The sequence below is a fragment of the Myceligenerans pegani genome (assembly GCF_014892515.1).
In the GTDB taxonomy this organism is placed as follows: Bacteria; Actinomycetota; Actinomycetes; order Actinomycetales; family Cellulomonadaceae; genus Myceligenerans; species Myceligenerans pegani.
Genome location: NZ_JADBGR010000023.1, coordinates 1 through 15,033 on the forward strand (window position 1 = coordinate 1; position 15,033 = coordinate 15,033).

Below are 15,033 nucleotides of genomic sequence, written 5' to 3' on the forward strand. Positions count from 1 at the left end.
ACGGCGTCGGCCGCGCGGCGCTCGTACTCGGGCGCGCCCGGCTCCCGGTCGGACACGAGGACACCGGCGAGCCGGCGCCGGTCGTCGGCGTGCAGGCGGGCGACGTCGGCCGTCCCGTCGCCGACGGCGGACAGCGCCTCGGCCCAGGCGGCGACCTGGGCACGCATCTCCGTCGGCGGGACGGTGCGCAGCGCGATCGACCGGGCGCGACGTCGTCTCGCCTCCGCGCGGACCAGCCGGCGGCGGGACGACCGTGATCCGTCGAGGAGGCTCTGCGCCCGGAACAGGTCCTCGGTCGTCAGGAACAGGGCGTGCATCCGCCGCGCCTGGCGCATGCCGGACCAGGACATCCCCGTGGCCAGGTGGCGGTCCCCGATGAGGGCCAGGTGCCACATCAGGGCGGCCAGCAGCGGCACCAGGAACCGGAAGATGGCCGCGCCGAGCGGGTGGCCGATGAAGATCTCGTGCCAGGCGGCGAACGCCCCGGACGCCGACGAGAGCGCCCAGGTCAGGGTGAGCAGCGTGCCGCCCGGCCGGTTGTCCTTGGCCGCCTCGCGCGCCAGGAGCGCCACGGTCACCAGGGAGAGCTCGAAGACGCCGGCGGTGGCGTACGCCGTGGCCGGGTCCATGGCCAGGACGTCGATGCCGAACTGCACCATCGCCAGGTAGGCGGAACCCGTGGAGACCAGTGCGACGGAGACGGCGGCAGTCAGCACGAGTCCGCGCGAACGGAGCTGCTGCGGATTCGAGGGCACTGGATTCTCCTCCGGGGGAACTGGGGTTCGAGTGGCCTGCGGCAGAAAGATATCGGACTTGTGTGACATGCCGTTTTCGCGGGGCGACGGGCGAGGGATCCTCCGGCAGAATGAGTGCGGATGGAGGTGACAGGGGATGAACGCTTCCGTGGGACCGCATGACGGCGGCCCGCCCCGGCACGGCTCGGTCCCGGGCTCCGCGGGCGCGCTGAGCCGGGGCTGGATGATGGCGCTCATCGGGGGCGTCGTCGCACTGCTCCTGATCGCCGTGACCGGGACGATCACGATGCTCCGCGACGATCCCACGGCGCGCTGGGCGGCCGAGGCCGCGCCGCCGAGCCCCACTCCCACCCTGAGTCCGTCACCGAGGCCGAGCCCCACGCCCGCCGAGTTCGATCTGGCCGCGCTCGAGGTCCCGACCATCGAGTCGGTCCTGCCGCAGATGCCGCGGTCGAAGGTGGCCACGCTGGACGATCTGCCGGGCAAGGCCGCCGTGCCGAAGGGGGACCGCACCCCGGTCTGGGTCGAGCCCGACGTCTCGACGAAGCCGCGCCTGGCCCTGGCCGCCACCCAGTATGAGTACGACGCACGCTGGCTCGTGCTGCGGACCAGGGACGACTGGGTCCAGGTGCTCCTGCCCTACGGCCGTGGCGCGCTCCCGTCCTCCGACCCGGGCGCCGTGAACGGCGTGGCCGGGTGGGTCCAGCGGGAGGCCGTCCGTGTCGAGGAGGAGGACCGCTCGATCGTCGTCGACCTCTCGGATCGCGCCGTGGTCGTCAACGGGGACGGCGGCCAGGTCACCGTTCCCGCCGGCGTCGGGGCGCCCAGCACGCCGACGCCCCAGGGCGTGTCGCAGGTCATGACGGTGGCCGTGGCGTCGAACACGGGCCTGAGCCTGTTCCTGTCGGCGCAGTCGGAGACGCTCGACACGTTCGCGGGCGTGAACTACGCCGCGACCGCGCTGCACGTCGGCGTGGGGCAGGGGCAGGAGATCAGCAACGGGTGCGTCCGGCTCACGCCGGACGGGTTCGACGCGGTCAAGGACTTCCCGGCGGGCGTACCGGTCGTCGTGCGGGCGTGACCGCGCTTCCGGCGGCCACGCCGGAGGGCGGTACCCCACCCTGGCTGCGCCGACTCCTTTTCACGCTAGGCTGTGTGCCCGAGCGCCTGTAGCTCAGTGGATAGAGCACCGCTCTCCTAAAGCGGGTGTCGTTGGTTCGAATCCAATCAGGCGCACCAAATCAGGCATTTTCGAACTTTCACCCCCCGCAACGGGGGTGGCAGGGTTCAACCGAAGGCCCCCAGCGCTCCGGGGGTCTTCGCGTTGGCGTCGTTGTCCGCGATGCGGTTCAGAGTCTCTGCCATGGACGGTGCGCCGTGCCCGCCGTTCTCCTGGATTGCTCGTCCGGCGTCGAGGACGTTGTCGTCGAGCAGCGTGGCGAACGGTTCGGCGTACTCGCCGTGGATGCCGTCCTCGTCGATGTAGAGGTGGGTGAAGAACGCCTGGTTGAACAGGCGGCGGAGACGGGGCTCGGCTGCCGCGTAGGCGGTGTAGCAGTCGCGAGCGAGGTCCAGTGCGCGTGTGAGGTTCGTCTCAATCACGTCGAGTTCGGTCGTGGCGGCGTTCAGCCTGCCCTCGATGGTCGTGAGTTGGTCGGTGATGCGCTGCTGCTCGCCGGCGATCAGGTCCATCGGCACTGCACCGGTGTAGATCGCGTCCAGGAGCTTCTTGCGCTGGTTGGTGAGCTTGGTCTTCTCCGCCGTCAGGTGCCGCTGCTCGTCTTCAGCCTCCTTGCGGGCGCCGGGTCTGTCTGAGTAACGGCTCTGTAGCACTATCGGACAGACCCGCCAAGTCGGGTTCCAGCCCCTGTGTGGGTCTGCACATCGAGCCGGTCCTCGCGGCGGCGAAGGGATTTCACCCACAAGACCCGTTATCCCGGTATGGACATCGGTGTCTGGTTTACGTAGTTTGGTGAATGGCCGTCACCACCGAGCGTTCCGGACTGTTCGGGGCGCAGAGAGGACGATGGAATGTCGCCAATTCATCGACGACGTGGGGCTGCGGTGGCCCTTGCAAGTTTCGTGATGATCGCTGTCGGGCTGGGCTCGTCAGCGGTCGCGGCTGACGGGGGAGCACCGTTGGCCGGGAAGATCGATCCCGCACCGCTGTCGGACGAAGCGCGTGAGCTCGCTTTCGATGACGGCTCCCTGGCAGGCCTGTTCGCCCACGCGGAGAAGCAGCCCGAAGGCAGTCTTCCGGGAGTAGAGGGGCAGGCCCCGGTGGCTGTCGCGGACCTCGCGATGTATCTGCGGACCGGGTACCAGGCCATGTTCGGTGACGTCGAGTGGGACGCTGCCAACGAGCGTGTGACGATCTGGTGGCACGGCACCCCGCCGAAGAAGGTCGCTGAGCGCGTCGCCGACCTAGGCGTTCCCGCCGAGTTCAAGTCCATGCGCTACTCGCGTCAAAAGCTCGAGGTGGAAGCGAAGCGGCTTCTGGCCGCCGGAGGCGACACGTTCGAGACAATCGCCGTCAAGACCGACGGCACCGGCCTTGAGGCCACGGTGAGCGACCAGCAGGACAAGGCGCAGGCGACGACGGACACCGACCTCGCCAGCGCGTACCCGCTCGAGATCGACGTGGTGGACGGCGGAGTGATGACAGCGGCGTCTCCCGACGACCGCAAGTACACGCCGTACGTTCCGTACGCGGGTGGCGCCAACATCATCCACGAGTCGGGTGTCACAGGATGCTCGACGGGCTGGCCAGTGATGATCGACGCCCCGCACAGCAGCAGGCCGCGTAACTACGGCATGTTGTTCGCTGACCACTGCATCGATGGGCAGCCGGACCAGAACGATGACATCTGGGCGACCTACCCGGATCCCCAGGACAACAACAACTCCTACTTCTACGGAGCGACGTCGTCGTACATGTACCGGAGCCACGACCAGGACGTCGCCATCATGGTGAACATGCCCAACTGGACTGGGATCGAGAACCCCAACATGCTGTACTTCCCGTACGTGTATGTCGGTCCGCATGTGAATGCGAGCCGGTACATCGTCACGGCGTCCAGGGTCGCGGTCATCGGGGAGAACTGGTGCCTCGGCGGCGCGTTCAGCGGCACGAACTGCGGCAACCAGGTTACTTCCACGGCCGTGTACTACAACGGTGAGCACGGGCAGGTCGGTCCGATGGTGCGAACGGTGAACCCCACCCAGTCCGGTGCAGGTCAGGGCGACAGTGGGGGGCCGGTCCACACGATCACGATCGACTATCCATACGCCCAGGTGGGAGGCATTATTTCGGCCATCGAGCCGCCGTTCGACTCATGCCGGGCCAACGACGACGGGCGGCTGTGCAGCCATACGGTGCTGAGCTCGCAGTACTGGTCGATCCAGGACAACGGACTCGCGATCCGCGCGATGACCGCCTCCAACTACGACGAGGACATGTAACCCTCGTCGAACGTGGTGATGCCGGTCTGCTCACGGGCAGACCGGCATCACGCGTTCCACGCCATCTTCGGTCGAGCGAGAAAGCTCACAAGACGGGAATCCGGGACCGAGGCTGGTGAGCCAGACAAGCACCGCCAGGAGCAGGACCACGACGCAGATCAAAGTGACGACCCACCATCGCAATCGCTTCAGCATCCCTAGCCCCCTTGTCGATGTTGATGCTTGCGGACGTACCGCCCTCATACGTTGCCTTGGGGAGAATCACAGGTCAAGCCCCTGGTCGTGTCGGCTGCGTAGGTGCGTGAGTACTCCGCACTCGCTGTGCTTCTACGGATCGCCGTCGCTGCTCGGCGGCGGCCGAAGCCCTGTGACCAACTCGCCCGGGTCGCCCCCGAGCGCATCCGCGACCTTGAGGATGTTGTGCAGCGTCAAGTTCCGCCGGCCCACGGCGCGCGTCAGCCGTCGGCGGACTCGGACGCCGATCGCGTGAGGTGCCGCACCAGGTCGACGGCGGCCCGGTGGTCGGGCGAGTCCGCGGCGATGCCCCAGCATTCCAGGGACGACGCCGTACCGGTCGGCGCTCCCGCGGGTGACGCTCCGGCGTCGTACGCCGCATCCGGGTCCTTCGGTGCGCAGACCAGGGCGCCGTCGACGGTGAACGCCTCGACGAGTGCCGGGTGGAGGTGTCCCGCTCCGGCGAAGTCGTCGCCGTACGGGCGCAGGAATCCTCGTGTCGCGTAGGCCGCGAACTCCTCGGTGCCGAGGGCGAACACGTCGGGCGGGTTGCCGTTCGCGAACCCGCGGGACAGCTGGCGGGGCATGTCGGCGGCGACAGCCACGCTCGCCTCCCGTCCCGAGTCGGCCGACCACGCCCGCACGGCCGCGCGCACCGACCTCGTCTCGCCGCCGCTGCCGGCTCCGATGAGCACGCGGAGTCCGTCCTCCGCGTCCCTGCCCGGGCCGTCGAGCCCGGGGCCCCATGCGGCGGCCGAGAGCACCAGCGCGCTCACCGACGCGGCTACAGAAATGCGAATGCGAAGGATCTTCCGATCCATGATCACGGTCCCCTTTTCTGTGGCGCGGAACTGTCCGCACCTTCGCCAGTGTCGGTCGGGTGCGGCCTGAGCGCATGTGATGTGCCAGAACCCCCTTTTGGCCATAAATCAGGCGTGGCGCGAGGGTGAGGGGTGTGCCGGCGCCGGGCCCAGCCGCGTCATGATGCGGTGTCGCGGTCGGTGCGCCGGCCGGTGTGTCGCGCCGGACCGGGGGCGGGCGGCGGTTAGTTTGCTGGGGTGAACGCCGCACGACGCCAGACCGCAGCCGCCCGGAAGCCGGGGGCGGACGACGATCTGTCCGGCGAACTCACGGCGGCGCTGTCGGAGGACCTCGCGGAGTCGGCCGAAGACCTCGCCGCAGCGGAGATGTCGCACCCCGGGGACGGCGGCGGGAGGCCTACCGGCGCCGAGAGCCTGAGCCCCGAGCTGGCCGAGGCGGTCGCGGGCTGGCGGGCGGGACTGGTCGAGCTGGCCGGCGGCTCCTCGCTCTCGGACATCGGCCTGCTCGGCGACGCGGTCATCGACCTGTCGGCGGCGCATCCCTCGGGCGTCGCGCAGCTCTTCGCCGGCCGGCCCACGCGGTTGTCCAACCTGGTGCGCGAGGCCGGCGCCCTGCCCGCGGCACGGCGTCGGGCACAGGCTGTCGCCGCACGGTCGGCCGAGCACGCCCAGCGTTACGGCGTCGCCCCCACCTACCTCGCGATCGGCGTCGCGACCTGGACGGAGCGACCGGCGCCCGGCCGGGCCGGCGACGACATGGAGGCGCTCGCCCGGGTCATGGGGCGCGCCGAGGACGCGGACGATCCAGGAACGACGCCGGACGGGGGCGAGGAGACGCCGGCCGCCCGCCCCGCCCCACCACCGTCGGACACGTCCTCCGGCACGGTGGGCGACGAACCCCGTGTGGTGCGTGCTCCCGTGCTGCTGCGGCCTGTGACCCTGACGCCGCGCGGTGACACCGAGGCCGACTACGACATCACGCTCGAGGCCGCCGCGGAGATCAACCCCGTGGTGGCACGGACCCTGCGCGCGCACGGCGCGCTGCTCGACCCCGCCGCGCTCGCGAAGGCGGCGTTCACCATCGCGGGCTTCGACCCCACCGACGTCATGCGTCGCGTCGCGTCGCTCGGCGGGGCGGTGCTCGGCGACTTCGAGCTGGACCAGCGCGTCCTGGTCGGCACGTTCGTGCACCCCGGCCAGGTGCTGGTCGACGACCTCGACGAACTCACGCCCGGACTCGGACGTCACGAGGTGGTGGCGGCCGCGGCCGGCGTCGACGAGGCGGTCGGCGCCCTCAGCGCCCTCGAACTCCCCGAGGCCCGGGTCGGCGACGCCAACCCCGCACGGGAACGCGGTGTCGGGGATCTCGACCCGCGGCAACGACACGTCGTCGACGTCCTGGCCACCGGGAACCACCTGTTCGTGGACGCCCCCGTGGGCTCCGACGTCGCCGGGACGCTGGCGGCCGTCGTCGCCGAGGCCAACGCCTCGGGCCGGTCCGTGCTGTACGTCCCCGGGCACCGCCGCGCCGCCGACGCACTCATCGCGCGTCTCGAGGCGCTCGGGCTCGACGGGCTGCTGCTCGACGTCGCGCCGACGCCCTCCTGGCGCAAGATCGTGTCGCACCGCCTCCTCACCGCCATGACGGCCGAGGCCGACCCCGTCGACACCGACGCCATCGCCCGCGTGCGTGACGCGCTCATCGGCGCCCGGTCCCAGCTCGCCGGATACATCGACGCCCTGCACGAACCACGCGGACCGCGACGGATCAGCGCCTACGACGCCCTGCAGGCGCTCGCGCGGCTGACCTCCCAGAAGCCGCCGCCGTCCACCACCGTGCGGCTGTCGCCCGACACCGTCCACAGCCTCACCGAGGGCAAGCGCGCCGACCTCGCCCGCGACCTCGCCCGCGCCGCCGAACTGGGCGCGTTCTCCCTGAAGTCCTCGACCTCGCCCTGGTTCGGCGCGCAGATCACCACCGACCGCGCGGCGCGGGACGCCCTCACCCGCGTCCGGCGGCTGCGCGACACGACCCTGCCCCGGCTGCGCGAACAGATCGAGTACGTCGTCCAGGTGACCGGACTGGTGCCCGCGACGAGCCTCGCGCAGTGGGCGGAACAGCTCGCCATGCTGGCCGGCATGCGCGGCACGCTCGATGTCTTCCAGCCCATGGTCTTCGAACGGACCGCCGACGACCTCGTCCACGCGACCGCCACCGGCCGCTGGCGTGCCGAGCACGGCATCGAGATGGGCTGGCTGGAACGGCGCCGTCTGCGCCGGCGCGCACGCGGGATGGTGCGCCCCGGCGTGCGCCTGGCCGACATGCACCAGGCCCTCCTGGAGGTGGCCGCGCAGCGCGAGGTCTGGCAGGAGCAGTGCCCCCGCGGCGGCTGGCCGACCCTGCCCGAGGGACTCGCGGGCATCGAGGAGACCTACGAGGCCGTCCGGATCGACATCGAGGCGCTCGAACCCGCGCTCGCGACGTCGTACGCCGGCGGCGGGCTCGCCGAGCTCGACCTCGACGCGCTGCTGCAACGGCTCGAGACGCTGGCCGGTGACGCAGACGCCCTCACCAACCTTCCCGAGCGCACCGCGATCCTGCTGCGGGCACGCGCCGCGGGCCTCGACGGCCTGGTCGACGACCTCGCCGTGCGGCGCGTCGAGCCGGCGCAGGTGGGCGCGGAGCTGGACCTGGCGTGGTGGTCCTCGGTGTTCGAGGAGATCCTCGGCTCCGAACCGGTCCTCGCCGAACAGGACGGCGCAGGGCTCGACGCGCTCGCCGGGCGGTTCCGCGAGCTCGACGTGCGGCACGTCGACGCCCTGCCCGGGCCGGTGCGCGTCGCCGTGCGGGCGCACCTGGGCAGCGCGCTGCGCGAGGAACGCGACGACGCCGAGGCGCTGTACACCGAGCTCGTCGACGGAAAACTGACGTCGGTGCGGGACATGGTCGCGAGCCACGGGGCCGTCGCCCGGCGCCTGCGCCCCACGATGATCTCCACACCCACCCTCGTGCCGCACCTGCTGCCGCCGGAGCGCTGCGCCGATCTCGTCGTGCTCGATGCCGTCCAGCACGTGCCCCTCGAGGTCGTGATCCCGGCGATCGCCCGCAGCCGCCAGGTGATGGTTGTCGGCGACCCGCGTTCGGCGTCGGGCACGGCGGTCCGGGAGCTGTCCGAGCTGCTGCCCGCGGTCTCGCTCGCGTCGGAGCCGAGCCGCCGGGACCCCGCCCTGACGGCGCTGCTGGCCGAGCACGGGTACGACGGCGTGCTGAGGCCCGCCCCCGTCCCGCGCACCGAGGCGCTGGTGCGCCACTGGCTCGTGGACGGCACGGGGATGCCGGACCCGGTGTCGGGCGCCGTCGAGTCGACCCGCGCCGAGGTGGACCGTGTCGTGGAGCTCGCGATCGACCACGCGATGACCCGGCCCGAGGAGACGTTCGGGATCGTCACCGTGACGACGACCCACGCGGACCGTATCCGCGAGGCGCTGCTCGCCGAGGTGCGGTCCAACCCGGCTCTGGCGCCGTTCTTCTCCGGGAAGCGCGCCGAGCCGGTGGTGGTCGCCGACGTGTCCGGCGTGGCAGGCCTGCAGCGGGACACGATCGTGCTGACCCTCGGGTTCGGGCGGACGCCGCACGGCCGGGTGCTGCACCGGTTCGGTGCGCTCGGCGAGGCGGGCGGCGACGGCATGCTGCTCGGCGCGCTCGGCGCCACCCGCAAACGGCTCCACGTGGTCTCGTGCTTCGGCGCCGACGACATCGACCCCGAGCGCCTGCGCGGACCCGGGCCGAAGCTCCTGCGCGACGTGCTCGCCTTCGCGGCCGCGCGGGACGGCCAGGCCGACGAGGTCGAGCTCGGCAACGGGGTGGACGTCGCCCGGGAACCGGACCGGCTGGTGGGGGACCTCGGCGAACGGCTGTGGAAGGCTGGGCTCGTCGTCGAGACCGACTACGGGATCGGGGACGGCGAACGGATCCCGCTGGCCGTGGGGCATCCGGACCTGCCCGGAGAACTGCTGGTCGCCGTGCTGACCGACGACGCCGCCTACGTGGCCGAGCCGTCCATCCGGGTGCGGGACCGGCAACTGGCGAACCGGCTGGAGAAGCTCGGATGGGTCGTGGCGCAGGTGTGGTCCGCCGCGGCGTTCCTGGATCCGGAGGCGGAGGCGGAGCGGGTTCGGCGAGTGGTGCTCGGGGTGCGGGATGCTCGGGTGGGGAGCGGGGGTGTGGTGGCGGTGCCCCAGGTTGTGGAGGGGTGATACCGGGGTCTGGTGCTGGTTCTTGTTCGGGTTCGCGGCCTCGGGGTCAGGTCGGGGAGGGCCGCCGCGGCCCTTGGTTTCGTGGGGGCGTGTCCACCGGAGGTGGTGGGGAGGTCGTGGTGGGGACTCGGCTTTCGGTGGGGGCGGAGCCTGGTGGGAGAATGGGGGCCGTGGGCGAGGGATCGGACTTCGGTGAGGGCTCGGATGGCGCGGACGTCGGCTCGGCGCCGCGTCGGTCCTTGTCGCGGGATGTAGAGGCTGGTTCCGCGGGAGACCGGGGTTCACGGCTGGACGCTGATGGCGGCGCGGGACCGGCTCGGCGGAGTCGGCGGCGGGCCGTGCGGCGGGGGAACGAGCGGGAGGCCGTGCTCGGGGTGAGTGCCGACGAGCGCGGGGACGGCTGGGGTGAGGTCGGCGGTGAGCCGGCCGGCGGCGGCTCCTCGCGCGAGAGCAACGACGAGCGCCTGCTACGGGACGTGCCGCCCCACTGGTGACGGACCGGCGGTTCGACGGGGGCGCGTGGCGGCTGCCGTGGTCGGTCCTTCCTTGAGCGATCGGCAGATCGAACTACCGATCACTCAAGCAAGTGCCGACCGCTCAAGCAAGTGCCGACCGCTCAAGGGAGGACCGATCGGGCGAGGATCGATCGGGCGCGCTGTCCGGTCGCGTGGCGGCCTGGCAAGGTGTGGGTCTCGCCGGTCAGCGGGTGGTGACCTGGGCGCGGAGGAGGTCACGGATCTCGGTGAGGAGTTCGACGTCCTTCTCCAGCGTTTCCTCGATCTCCTCCGCGGTGGACCTCCGCAGCTCCATCAGCTTCCTGATCGGAGTCACCACGAAGAAGTAGAGCGCGGCCGCGACGATGACGAAGTTGATCAGCGCCTGGAGGAAGAGGCCGATCGGGAACAGCGTCTCCCCGTCCTGCCAGTTCGGGACGTGGAAGCCGGCGCTCGAGATGTCGGGCGAGCCGAAGAGCCACGCGATGAGGGGGTTGAGGACACCGTCCATGAGGCCGGTGATGACGCCGGTGAACGCCGCGCCGATGATCACCGCGACCGCGAGGTCGACGACGTTGCCGCGGGTGATGAAGTCCTTGAAACCGTTGAACAGGTTGCGCATGCGGAGTCCTTCGATTCGTTCCGTACGGGGCGTGCGGCGATTCCGGTGAGGTACCGGTGGCCGGAGGGCTCGGCATGGTGCCGGTGCCCGGGGAGATTCTGGGGGCGAATCTCACGCCGCGCATCTCGGAACGGGCGAAGAGGACTGTTTGCCCAGGTCGATCGATATCAATCAAGAGCTCGATGTCCATCAAGTACTCGATGTCGATCAACGTACGAGGATGGCCGACACGGCTCCCATTCCGGCTATCGCCGACAGATCTGGTGCCTCTGCCGGGTCCACCGCGACGAGCGTGACGGGCGGCGGGGCCGCTCCACCGCCGAGCAGGCCGGCGGCGTCGTCGCCGGGCGTGCGCCGCGCGGGCGTCGGCAGCACCAGGGCCCGGCGCGCGAGGTAGGCGATCGCCGGTTCCGGGTCGCCCGCCGGCGCGGGTCCCGGTCGGGCCGCCACGGAGCCGGCAGCGCCGGGAGCGAGCAGGTCCACCCGGTCCCCGGGGCGCAGGAGCGCGGCGACGCCGTCGTCGGCCAGTGTCACGGGGACCACGACCGTGCCGTCGGGTGCGGAGGAGAGCACGCCACCGTCCGACAGGACGCCCGGATGCAGGGCCGCGCCGGCCGGGAGCGGGACGACGGCCGTCAGGCCGACTGCCTCGGACCGGTCGCCGAGCGCGGCGGGCGGGGCGACACTCGTCGCGATCTCGCGCAGCGCGACATCGTCGGCGCCGAGCCGGTCCCCCGAGTCCACCGTGCGGGTGGTGACGAGAACCCGCGACGACGGTGGCGGCGCCGGCCGCAGCGCCTCCACGGCGCTCGTCGCGGCGAGCCCGCAGCAGATCGCCGCGAGCAGGACACGGTGGCGCCACACGAGGCGCCGGGCGCGATGTGCGAGCCAGGCCGCCCCGCGTCGTCCGGGCCGGGCCGCACCGTGCGGAGCGCGTCCGGCCACTCCGCGCTGACGAGGGCTACCGCGCCCGTGGAGGCTGCCGAGGAAGGTCATGCCACGACGCTAGGCGAGCACCCCCGAACGACGCCGGACACGGCAACGAGGTTGTGCACAACGCGGCGGAACGGGTCCTTGTGGTCGGTGTCGGACCGTGGCAGCACCGCGAACGGGTGTCGGATCAGGCGGTCTTGGCGGGGGCCGAGCCGGCAGGCGACGAACTGCCGGACGACGAGCCGCCGGAGCTCGACGTGTCGGCGGCCTTCGACCCGTTCGACCCCGAGCCACCGGACGACGAGCCGTTCGACGACGTGCCCGACTTCGACGAGCCACGCGAGTCGTTGCGGTAGAAGCCCGACCCCTTGAAGGACACGCCGATCGAGCCGAACACCTTGCGCAGCCGGCCGGAGCACTCGGGGCAGGCGGTGAGCGCCTCGTCGGTGAACTCCTGGTGGATGTCGAAGGCGTGGCCGCACTCGGTGCACCGGTACGCGTACGTTGGCACGGGGTCTCCTCTGGCACTCAGGGTTTGCGAGTGCCAATCATAACGCCGTCCGCACCGCAAACCTTCCGTTCGCGCGGCCGGTGGACGGGTGCGTCAACTCCTCCGGTACCGGTTCGGGAGCGTCAGCTACTACCGGTAGTCTCACCTGCGTGTCAGCGCCCACGTCCCACGAGACCGCCACACCCGACGCGACGGAGGCCGTCGAGCCGACGCGTCGCGCGATGTCCCGCCTCCGCAAGCTGGCGATCGGAACCGCCGTCGTCGTCGTGCTGGTGCTGGCGGCGGTCACCACCTTCGGCTGGGCGATCGGGCGTCGCGCACTGCCCAGCACGTCCGGCGAGGTGCAGGTCGAGGGTCTGACGGCGGACGTCCGCGTGCTGCGCGACCAGCAGGGCGTTCCGCACATCTACGCCGACCAGGCCACCGATCTCTTCCGCGCGCAGGGATACGTGCACGCCCAGGACCGCTTCTTCGAGATGGACTTCCGGCGGCACGTCACGGCGGGCCGCCTCGCCGAACTCGTCGGCGAGCAGGAGTCCGCGATCTCGGCGGACAAGCTGATCCGCACCTTCGGCTGGCGCCAGGTCGCCGAGCAGGAACTGGACCTCCTCACCCCGGAGACGCAGGAGTATCTGCGTGCCTACGCGGACGGCGTGAACGCCTACATCGCGGACCGGTCCCCCTCGGAGCTCGGCGTCGAGTACACGGTGCTGGGCGCGACCGTCGAGGTCGAGAGCCCGGAGCCGTGGGATCCCGTGGACTCGCTCGCCTGGCTCAAGGCGATGGCCTGGGACCTGCGGTCCAACTACAACGACGAGCTGGATCGCGCCATCGCGTACAGCGCCCTGGACGATCCGAGCCGGGTGGCGCAGCTCTTCCCGGACTACGGAACCGCCGGCAACCGGCCGATCCTCACCGCCCCCGCCCAGCCCGGCGCCGGATCCGGCGAGCAGACCGGCGCCGAAGGCCCCGGAACCGACGGCACCGGCACGGAGGGCGCGACCACCGAGGGCACCGGCACGGACGACGCCTCCGGCGAGACCGGAACCGAACAGGCCTCGGCAGGCACGGGCACGACGTCGGACACCGTGAACGGCATGTTCCGCGACAAGGCGCTGCGCGACGCCCTGGCAGCGACGCAGAAGGCGCTCGCCGCCGTCCCGGAGCAGATCGCGCGCGGCGACGAGGGGACCGGGTCGAACTCGTGGGTCGTCTCCGGGCAGTACACCGAGTCGGGCCGGCCGCTCCTGGCCAACGACCCGCACCTGAGCCTGCAGGCCCCGGGGATCTGGCACCAGGTAGGGCTGCACTGCAACACCGTCTCGGACAGCTGCCCGTTCGACACCGCCGGGTTCGGCTTCTCCGGCTTCCCGGGCGTCGTGATCGGGCACAACGCCGACCTCGCCTGGGGCCTGACCAACATGGGCGCCGACGTCACCGACTTCTTCATCGAGCGCGTGCGCGGGGACACCTACAAGCGGGGCGACCAGTGGATCGACCTGGAGACGCGGGAGGAGACCATCCGGGTGAGCGGCGGATCACCGGTCGACCTCACGGTCCGCAGCACGGTCCACGGCCCCCTGATCTCCGACGTGCTCGACGACGACAAGGCGGGCGCGGCCAGCATGGACGCCCTGGTCCAGTCGCCCACCCAGGAGGGCACCGAGCTCGGCGACTACGCCATCTCGCTGCAGTGGACCGCGCTCGAGCCGGGCCGCACCGCCGATGCCGTCTTCGCGTTCGACACCGCGCGGAACGCCGAGGACATCCGCGAGGCGGCCGCCCTGTTCGACGTCCCGGCGCAGAACATCGTGTATGCCACCACGGACGGGCACATCGGCTACCAGGCGCCGGGCCGGGTTCCGCTGCGTGCCGACGTCCCCGGCCCGGTCAGCTCCGACGGTTCCTGGCCCCGTCCCGGCTGGGACGCGCGCTATGACTGGACCGGCTACGTGAAGCCGGAGAACATGCCACGCGCGCAGGACCCGGGCGAGGGATTCATCGTGGCGGCGAACCAGGCGGTGCTGCCGGGCGGGTCGGGCCCGAGGCTTGCCCGGGACTGGGACTACGGCTTCCGCTCGGAGCGCATCCGGACGCTGCTCACGGAGCAGATCGACTCCGGTCGCCGCTTCACCGCCGAGGACATGGCGGCGATCCAGAACGACGACTGGAGCGCCTTCGCGGACCTCCTCGTGGGTGTGCTGCTCGAGATCGAGCTCGAGGACGACTACGACGCCGACGGCCAGCGTCTCCTGCGTGACTGGGACCGCACCATGGACAAGGACTCGGCGGCCGCGGCCTACTTCGCGGCCGTCTGGCAGAACCTGCTCCGCGCGACCTTCCAGGACGAGCTGCCGGAGAGCATGTGGCCGGCCGGCGGGGACCGCTGGCTCGCCGTCGTGCAGGGGATGCTCGACGACGAGAACAACGCCTTCTGGGACGACAAGACCACGGTCTCGGTGCGGGAGAGCCGCAACGAGATCCTCACCCAGGCGCTCAAGAGCGCGCGCCAGGACATGACCGTCGAGATCAGCAAGGATCCGGGGGACTGGTCCTGGGGCATGCTGCACCAGCTCGAGCTGGAGCACTCCGCGCTCGGCGGCGAGGGAGTCCCGTCGCTGATCCGCACCTACATGAATCCGTCACCGCACCCCGTGTCCGGGGGTACCTCGATCGTGAACGCGACGTCGTGGGACGCGGCGTCGGGCAGCTACTCCGTGACGTCCGGCCCGTCGATGCGGATGGTCGTGGACCTGGCCGATCTGGACGCCTCCACATGGGTGACCGTCACCGGCGTGTCCGGCCACCCGGCGTCGAACCACTACGACGACCAGATCGACGAGTGGGCGAACGGCGAGACCTTCGCCTGGCCGTTCACCCGGGAGGCGGTCGAGGCGGTCACCGAGGACGAGCTGACGCTCACGCCGTAGGAGACTCCGTCGCC

The 15,033-nt window shown here is 71.3% G+C and carries 10 protein-coding genes, 1 tRNA gene and 1 pseudogene; 6 read left to right on the forward strand and 6 right to left on the reverse strand.

Annotation, left to right across the window (positions count from 1 at the left end; genetic code table 11):
• Positions 1-755, reverse strand: a pseudogene (locus IIE03_RS01860) (hypothetical protein); the annotation flags it as partial.
• Between the two features lie 136 nt (positions 756-891).
• Between IIE03_RS01860 and IIE03_RS01865 the strand changes: the two are divergent.
• Together IIE03_RS01865 and IIE03_RS01870 are read left to right on the forward strand one after the other, a co-directional pair.
• Positions 892-1,836: a L,D-transpeptidase family protein gene (locus tag IIE03_RS01865; RefSeq protein WP_192861028.1), complete on the forward strand. Its 945-nt coding sequence runs from the start codon at positions 892-894 to the stop codon at positions 1,834-1,836.
• A gap of 82 nt (positions 1,837-1,918) precedes the next feature.
• A tRNA-Arg gene (locus IIE03_RS01870) sits at positions 1,919-1,994 on the forward strand.
• 48 nt (positions 1,995-2,042) lie between these two features.
• Here IIE03_RS01870 and IIE03_RS01875 read toward each other — a convergent pair.
• Entirely contained in the window at positions 2,043-2,588 is a 546-nt protein-coding gene (locus tag IIE03_RS01875; protein WP_192861029.1) for a hypothetical protein, read from the reverse strand.
• Positions 2,589-2,894: 306 nt separating this feature from the next.
• Here IIE03_RS01875 and IIE03_RS01880 point away from each other — a divergent pair, with 306 nt between their 5' ends.
• Positions 2,895-4,217, forward strand: a complete 1,323-nt coding sequence (locus IIE03_RS01880; protein ID WP_192861030.1) for a chymotrypsin family serine protease — start codon at positions 2,895-2,897, stop codon at positions 4,215-4,217.
• A gap of 455 nt (positions 4,218-4,672) precedes the next feature.
• On the opposite strand, the gene IIE03_RS01885 is transcribed toward IIE03_RS01880, so the two are convergent.
• On the reverse strand, positions 4,673-5,272 hold the full coding sequence (locus IIE03_RS01885) for a hypothetical protein (protein ID WP_192861031.1): 600 nt from the start codon (positions 5,270-5,272) through the stop codon (positions 4,673-4,675).
• Between the two features lie 237 nt (positions 5,273-5,509).
• Here IIE03_RS01885 and IIE03_RS01890 point away from each other — a divergent pair, with 237 nt between their 5' ends.
• Both IIE03_RS01890 and IIE03_RS26315 read left to right on the forward strand, forming a co-directional pair.
• On the forward strand, positions 5,510-9,529 hold the full coding sequence (locus IIE03_RS01890) for a hypothetical protein (protein ID WP_192861032.1): 4,020 nt from the start codon (positions 5,510-5,512) through the stop codon (positions 9,527-9,529).
• Positions 9,530-9,894: 365 nt separating this feature from the next.
• The gene (locus IIE03_RS26315; RefSeq protein WP_264158550.1) at positions 9,895-10,023 is read left to right on the forward strand and encodes a hypothetical protein; all 129 of its coding nucleotides are present in this window, start codon (positions 9,895-9,897) and stop codon (positions 10,021-10,023) included.
• Between the two features lie 205 nt (positions 10,024-10,228).
• Here IIE03_RS26315 and mscL read toward each other — a convergent pair whose 3' ends face one another.
• From mscL to IIE03_RS01905, 3 genes are all read right to left on the reverse strand, one after another.
• Positions 10,229-10,645 carry a large conductance mechanosensitive channel protein MscL gene (gene mscL / locus IIE03_RS01895; RefSeq protein ID WP_225997116.1) on the reverse strand — a complete coding sequence of 139 codons (417 nt, stop codon included), beginning with the start codon at positions 10,643-10,645 and terminating at the stop codon, positions 10,229-10,231.
• 207 nt (positions 10,646-10,852) lie between these two features.
• Positions 10,853-11,641 (reverse strand): SAF domain-containing protein, encoded by a 789-nt coding sequence (locus IIE03_RS01900; protein ID WP_192861033.1) that lies wholly within the window; start codon positions 11,639-11,641, stop codon positions 10,853-10,855.
• Between the two features lie 124 nt (positions 11,642-11,765).
• Positions 11,766-12,089, reverse strand: a complete 324-nt coding sequence (locus IIE03_RS01905) for an FmdB family zinc ribbon protein (RefSeq protein ID WP_192861034.1) — start codon at positions 12,087-12,089, stop codon at positions 11,766-11,768.
• A 149-nt stretch (positions 12,090-12,238) separates the two neighbouring features.
• Between IIE03_RS01905 and IIE03_RS01910 the strand changes: the two genes are divergently transcribed.
• Complete coding sequence (locus IIE03_RS01910; RefSeq protein WP_318842744.1) at positions 12,239-15,019, forward strand: penicillin acylase family protein; 2,781 nt, start codon at positions 12,239-12,241, stop codon at positions 15,017-15,019.
• Positions 15,020-15,033 lie beyond the last annotated feature (14 nt).